We start from the raw sequence: 5,781 nt of genomic DNA on the forward strand, positions 1-5,781 counted from the left end.
TGAAATTCTGGATGGGGGACGCGGGCTATGCTCCGTTCCTGACCAAGCTGCAAGCAGGAGAGATCTGATGTCACAGACCAAGAAAGATCTGCTGGTCGACCCGCTTGTCGACAACAACCCGATCACGCTGCAGGTGTTGGGCATCTGCTCGGCGTTGGCGGTAACTTCCTCGCTGCAAGTGGCCTTCGTGATGTCGCTGGCCGTGATGTTCGTGACGGCGTTTTCGTCCTTTTTCATCTCATGCCTGCGCAACCAGATACCCGGCTCGATCCGGATCATCGTGCAGATGGTCATCATCGCGTCGCTGGTGATCTTGGTCGACCAGATCCTCAAGGCCTATGCCTTCGAGATCTCGAAAACGCTTTCGGTCTTCGTGGGCCTGATCATCACCAACTGCATCGTGATGGGCCGGGCCGAGGCCTTTGCCATGAAGAACCCGCCCGTGGCGTCCTTCATCGACGGTCTGGGCAACGGCATGGGCTATGGCCTGATCCTGATGCTGGTGGGTATCATCCGCGAGCTGTTCGGCTCGGGCTCGTTGTTCGGGGTGACCATTCTGGAGACCGTGAACAACGGCGGCTGGTACGTCCCCAACGGGCTGCTGCTGCTGCCGCCGTCGGCCTTCTTCATCATCGGCCTGATCATCTGGGCCTTCCGCACGTGGAAGCCGAACCAGGTCGAAGAACGTGAATACAAGATCCAGCAGGTAGAGGCGCACTGATGGAAGGGCTCATCTCACTGGCCGTAAAGGCCATCTTCGTCGAAAACCTCGCGCTCAGCTTCTTTCTGGGCATGTGCACCTTTATCGCCGTGTCGAAAAAGATCTCGACGGCGCTGGGTCTGGGGATATCGGTGATGCTGGTGCAGGCGATCACTGTTCCGGCCAACAACCTGCTGCTGAACTATCTGCTGAAACCGGGCGCGTTGGCCTGGGCCGGGTTCCCGGACGTGGACCTGACCTTCCTGGGTCTGATTTCCTATATCGGCGTGATCGCGGCGATGGTGCAGATCCTCGAGATGATCCTCGATAAGTATTTCCCGCCGCTCTACAATGCGCTGGGGATCTTCCTGCCGCTGATCACGGTGAACTGCGCCATCCTGGGCGGCTCGCTGTTCATGGTCGAACGCGACTACAACTTTGCCGAAGCCGCGACCTATGGCCTGTCTTCGGGCTTTGGCTGGGCGCTGGCGATCACCGCCATGGCGGGCGTGCGCGAAAAACTGAAATATTCCGACATCCCCGACGGGCTGCAGGGCCTTGGCATCACCTTCATCACCGCAGGTCTGATGGCGATGGCCTTCATGTCCTTCTCGGGCGTCAAACTGTAAAGGGGCAGGGGCATGGAAACTTTCTCGCTCGGCGTTGTCCTTTTCACCCTGATCGTTCTTGCGCTGGTAGCCATCATTATGGTGGCGCGCTCGCGACTGGTCTCGACAGGCAACGTCAACATCACCATCAACGGTGAGAAAACCGTCTCGGTGCCTGCGGGCGGCAAGCTGCTGCAGACCTTGGCGGCTCAGAAACTCTTCGTTCCGTCGGCCTGCGGTGGCGGCGGCACCTGTGCACAATGTCGGGTGCGGGTCCTGGAAGGCGGCGGGTCGATCCTGCCGACCGAGGAAAGCCACATCACCAAGCGCGAGGCCGCCTGCGGCGACCGTCTGTCGTGCCAGGTGGCCGTCAAGCAGGACATGAAGATCGAGGTTCCCGAAGAGGTCTTCGGCGTCAAGAAATGGGAATGCACCGTCCGGTCGAACGACAACGTGGCGACCTTCATCAAGGAGCTGGTGCTGGAGCTGCCCGAAGGCGAGGATGTGAATTTCCGCGCCGGTGGCTACATCCAGATTGCCGCCCCGCCGCACGATGTTGACTACAAGGATTTCGACGTCGCCGAGGAGTACCGCGAGGATTGGGACAAGTTCAATCTGTGGCAGTACAAGTCCACGGTGAGCGAACCGATCGAGCGCGCCTATTCGATGGCGAACTACCCCGAGGAAAAGGGCATCATCATGCTCAACGTGCGGATCGCCTCGCCCCCGCCGGGCTCCGAGGGCATCCCGCCGGGCCAGATGTCGTCCTATATCTTCAACCTGAAACCGGGTGACAAGGTCACGATCTCGGGACCGTTCGGCGAGTTCTTCGCGCGTGACACCGACAAGGAGATGGTGTTCATCGGCGGCGGCGCGGGCATGGCCCCGATGCGCAGCCACATCTTCGACCAGCTCAAGCGGCTGAAGACCAAGCGCAAGATCACCTTCTGGTACGGCGCCCGGTCGCGGCGCGAGATGTTCTATGTCGAGGATTTCGACCAGCTGGCCGCCGAGAACGAGAATTTCGAATGGCACGTCGCCCTGTCGGACCCGCAGCCGGGCGACAACTGGGAGGGCTTCACCGGGTTCATCCACAACGTGCTGTACGAGCAGTACCTCAAGGATCACCCGGCACCCGAGGACTGCGAATTCTACATGTGTGGTCCGCCGATCATGAACCAGTCGGTCATCAACATGCTGCTGGAACTGGGCGTGGACCGCGAAGACATCATGCTGGACGATTTCGGCGGATGACCAACCTTGAAACCGGCGCCCAGAGCGCCGGTTTTTTCATGCGCCGATGCCGTAATAGTCGCGGTACCACGCCACGAAGGATTTCATCCCGTCCCGAATGTCGGTCTGCGGCTTGAACCCGGTCAGGCGCTGCAGAAGCGAGGTGTCGGCCCAGGTCGCGGGCACGTCGCCCATCTGCATCGGCATGTAGTTGCGAATGGCCTTCTTGCCGACCGCTTCCTCGATCGCCTCTATGAAATCCATCAGCCGGACCTTGTTGGAATTGCCGATATTGACCACCCGGAAGGGTGCGACGGGCGACAGGCTGTCGCCCTCGGCGATATCCGCCTTTGACGCAGGCCGTTCGGGCACTGCATCGATCAGCAGGCGGATGCCGCGCACAAGGTCATCGACATGGGTAAAGTCGCGGTACATCTCGCCGTTGTTGTAGATGTCGATGGGCCGGTCATGCAGGATGGCATCGGTGAACTTGAAATAGGCCAGGTCGGGCCGCCCCCAGTTTCCGTAGACGGTAAAGAAGCGGAACATCGTGGTCGGCAGGTCCCAAAGATGGGCATAGGAATGGCCCATCGCCTCGTTCGCCTTCTTGGTGGCGGCATAGATGGTCAGCTGGTGGTCGGCCTTGTCCAGCTCGGAAAACGGCATGTCCTCGTTCGCGCCATAGACCGAGGAGGTGGAGGCCATCAGCAGGTGCTCGATCTTGTGCGTGCGCGCCACTTCCATCACGTTGAACGTGCCCACCACGTTGGAGTCCACGTAGCTGCGCGGATGTTCCAGGCTGTAGCGCACGCCCGCCTGCGCGGCGAGGTGAACGATGATCTCGGGTCGGAATTCCTCGGCGACCTGCATCAGGCGGTCATGGTTTTCCAGCAGGTCCTCGGTTGCGGAAAAGCCAGGCGTCTGCAGCAGCATCTGATGCCGGCGTTGCTTGAGCGTGACGTCGTAGTAGTCGGTCATCCCGTCATAGCCATGCACCCGGAACCCTTCGGACAACAGCAGTCGTGCCAGGTGAAACCCGATGAACCCCGCCGTTCCCGTCACCAATACCCGTTTCATTCAAGCTCCGTCCGCAAACCCCGTGGTCCAACCATCAGGGACCCTTTCGAACGGCCGAGGTCAAGGAGATTTTCGGGGTCGTCAGGGCCGTTGAGCATTGCCGGGCGCGGGTCTTCGGGATAGTCACTGCGGGTGATGATTTTTTCCTGGCTCAAGTCGCTTGTTTCGCGCCCCGGCGGGACGAACCCGTCCGACGCACTGGCCACGCTGGCGCCCGGGCAACGGTTCTACGCCGTGGGTGACATCCATGGGCGGCTGGATCTGCTGCAGCAGATCCTGGGTCAGCTGCAGCAAGACCTGCCAATCGTGTTCGTCGGCGACTATGTCGACCGCGGCGACCACAGCGCCCAGGTCCTGCGCCACCTGCAGCACCTGAGCCAAGCCCGTGACCGGCAGGTGATCTGCTTGCTGGGCAACCACGAAGACCTGCTGCTGCGGTTCCTTCAACGGCCCAGGCGAACCTGTCGATTGTGGATGCACAATGGCGGGCGGCAGACGCTGGCCTCGTTCGGGCTGACGGATCTTGCATTGGACTTGACGCCCGACGACGCGGTGCGCGCCGCCCGACGGCTGGAACAGAAAATGGGGGCGCCGCTGCTTGAGTGGATGCACGCCCGGCCGCTGTGCTGGACGACGGGAAACGTGACCGTCGTGCACGCAGCGTTGAACCCCGGTTCGGACCCCGACGACCAGGCTCGTGGAACCTGCCTGTGGGGGCATGGAGATTTTCCGGGCAAGCCGCGTTCGGACGGTCAGTGGGTCGTCCACGGCCATACGATCGTGCCGGAACCATGCGTGCGCAACCGGGTGATCTCGATCGACACGGGCGCATTTGCCACGGGTCGGCTGACGGCGGCCGAGATCGGGCCCGGCACGGTCCGGTTCCTGTGCACCGATCCGGTGCAGACCTGACTGCCGGTCAGCCGACGATCATCTGTTTCATGCGCAGGGCTTCGTATTCCAGTTCCTTCAAGCGGAATTGCACCACGTCGCCGATTGTGATGACACCGCACAGATGCCCGTCGCGCAAAACCGGCATGTGGCGGAATCGGCCTTCGGTCATGGTTTTCACCACCTCGATCAGCAGGTCGTCCGGTGTGCAGGTCCGCACCTCGCGCGTCATCAGGTCCTGAACCGACTGAGGCAGGGTCTGGCCCGGCGTATCGGCCATACGGCGCACGATGTCGCGCTCGGACAGGATCCCCTGCAGCGCGCCGTTCTGATCGGTGACCACGACCGCGCCGATGCGCTTGTCCTTGAGGATCTGCACGACCGTATGGATCGTGTCATTGGGTCGAACCGCAATCACGTCTTCGCCCTTGCCTTCCAGCAGCTTCGCCACGGTCGATTGGGTCTGCGACAGATTCGAATCGACCGACTGGCTGTAGGTTGCGCTCTCGGGCTTGTCGCCGCGCGTCGGGGGCTGGTAAGAGCTTGGGGCCATGGGCGGTCTCCTCCTTCACTGGTGCTGTCCTTTCACCTTACCCCAGGATGCGCACCTGTATAGGGTGCAATTTCGCGAAACCCGCGCAACCGCGCCAGACCAAAAGGAAACCCGGGCCGCGTGTCGAACCTGCATCTGACCCCTGCCGTTGCCGCGCTGATTTTTTTCGGGGTGGTGGTCTGTGGCCACAACTTCCGCAAACTGTGGAAAGAGCAGCCCCCGGGCTGGCAGAAGCGCGCTTGGCTGTTCGGTCTGCCGGCGGCGATCGGGCTGCTGGCGCTTGGCTTTCTGCCACTGAAGGTCTGAGGTCGGTTTGACTCTGACTGGGGGCGCTGGCATACGCGCCACGAAACATTACCCGGAGATCACGCGATGCGCCGACTGCTTGCCCTGGCCCTGACCCTGTTCGTCGCTGGCTGCCTGTTCGACAAGGAACCCGAGGTTGTTCGCCTGTCGGGTGAAACCATGGGAACCACCTATTACGTCACCGCAATCGGCGAGGATTTGGACGCGGATGCCCTGTCCGCCGCCGTGGAGGAAACGCTGGCGCAGGTGAACGCGAAGATGTCCAACTGGGACCCGAATTCCGAGGTCTCGGTCTTTTCCGCCTCGGCCAGCACCGACCCGATGCCGGTGTCGAAAGAATTCGCCTATGTAATCGCGGCGGCCAACCAGGTGCACGAACAAAGCGGCGGCGTGTTCGACGTGACGCTTGGCCC

General features: G+C 61.7%; 8 protein-coding genes. 6 read left to right on the forward strand and 2 right to left on the reverse strand.

Going from position 1 to position 5,781, the window contains the following annotated elements; genetic code table 11:
- Window positions 1-67: 67 nt before the first annotated feature.
- Genes AC2FMM_RS18330 through nqrF form a run of 3 tightly spaced genes read left to right on the forward strand, consistent with a single transcriptional unit; the run spans window position 68 to window position 2,562 of the window.
- Window positions 68-721 carry an NADH:ubiquinone reductase (Na(+)-transporting) subunit D gene (locus tag AC2FMM_RS18330; protein ID WP_093963366.1) on the forward strand — a complete coding sequence of 218 codons (654 nt, stop codon included), beginning with the start codon at window positions 68-70 and terminating at the stop codon, window positions 719-721.
- Window positions 721-1,329: an NADH:ubiquinone reductase (Na(+)-transporting) subunit E gene (gene nqrE, locus AC2FMM_RS18335; RefSeq protein WP_170453916.1), complete on the forward strand. Its 609-nt coding sequence runs from the start codon at window positions 721-723 to the stop codon at window positions 1,327-1,329. Before AC2FMM_RS18330 ends, nqrE begins: the two co-directional genes overlap by 1 nt.
- Before the next feature lie 12 nt (window positions 1,330-1,341).
- Window positions 1,342-2,562 (forward strand): NADH:ubiquinone reductase (Na(+)-transporting) subunit F, encoded by a 1,221-nt coding sequence (gene nqrF, locus AC2FMM_RS18340; RefSeq protein ID WP_496685462.1) that lies wholly within the window; start codon window positions 1,342-1,344, stop codon window positions 2,560-2,562.
- Window positions 2,563-2,598: 36 nt separating this feature from the next.
- Here nqrF and AC2FMM_RS18345 read toward each other — a convergent pair whose 3' ends face one another.
- Window positions 2,599-3,618: a GDP-mannose 4,6-dehydratase gene (locus AC2FMM_RS18345; RefSeq protein WP_496797354.1), complete on the reverse strand. Its 1,020-nt coding sequence runs from the start codon at window positions 3,616-3,618 to the stop codon at window positions 2,599-2,601.
- A gap of 135 nt (window positions 3,619-3,753) precedes the next feature.
- Between AC2FMM_RS18345 and AC2FMM_RS18350 the strand changes: the two genes are divergently transcribed.
- Window positions 3,754-4,530, forward strand: a complete 777-nt coding sequence (locus AC2FMM_RS18350) for a metallophosphoesterase (RefSeq protein WP_496797355.1) — start codon at window positions 3,754-3,756, stop codon at window positions 4,528-4,530.
- A 7-nt stretch (window positions 4,531-4,537) separates the two neighbouring features.
- Here AC2FMM_RS18350 and AC2FMM_RS18355 read toward each other — a convergent pair whose 3' ends face one another.
- A complete protein-coding gene (locus AC2FMM_RS18355) occupies window positions 4,538-5,062 on the reverse strand; it encodes a CBS domain-containing protein (protein ID WP_496797356.1) in 525 nt (174 codons plus the stop codon).
- A 120-nt stretch (window positions 5,063-5,182) separates the two neighbouring features.
- Between AC2FMM_RS18355 and AC2FMM_RS18360 the strand changes: the two genes are divergently transcribed.
- Window positions 5,183-5,368 (forward strand): hypothetical protein, encoded by a 186-nt coding sequence (locus AC2FMM_RS18360; protein WP_149776649.1) that lies wholly within the window; start codon window positions 5,183-5,185, stop codon window positions 5,366-5,368.
- 66 nt (window positions 5,369-5,434) lie between these two features.
- Window positions 5,435-5,781 (forward strand): FAD:protein FMN transferase (locus tag AC2FMM_RS18365; protein WP_496797357.1); only part of this gene is annotated, 347 nt, incomplete at its 3' end.

Source organism: Ruegeria sp. BHSC043, assembly GCF_059612985.1.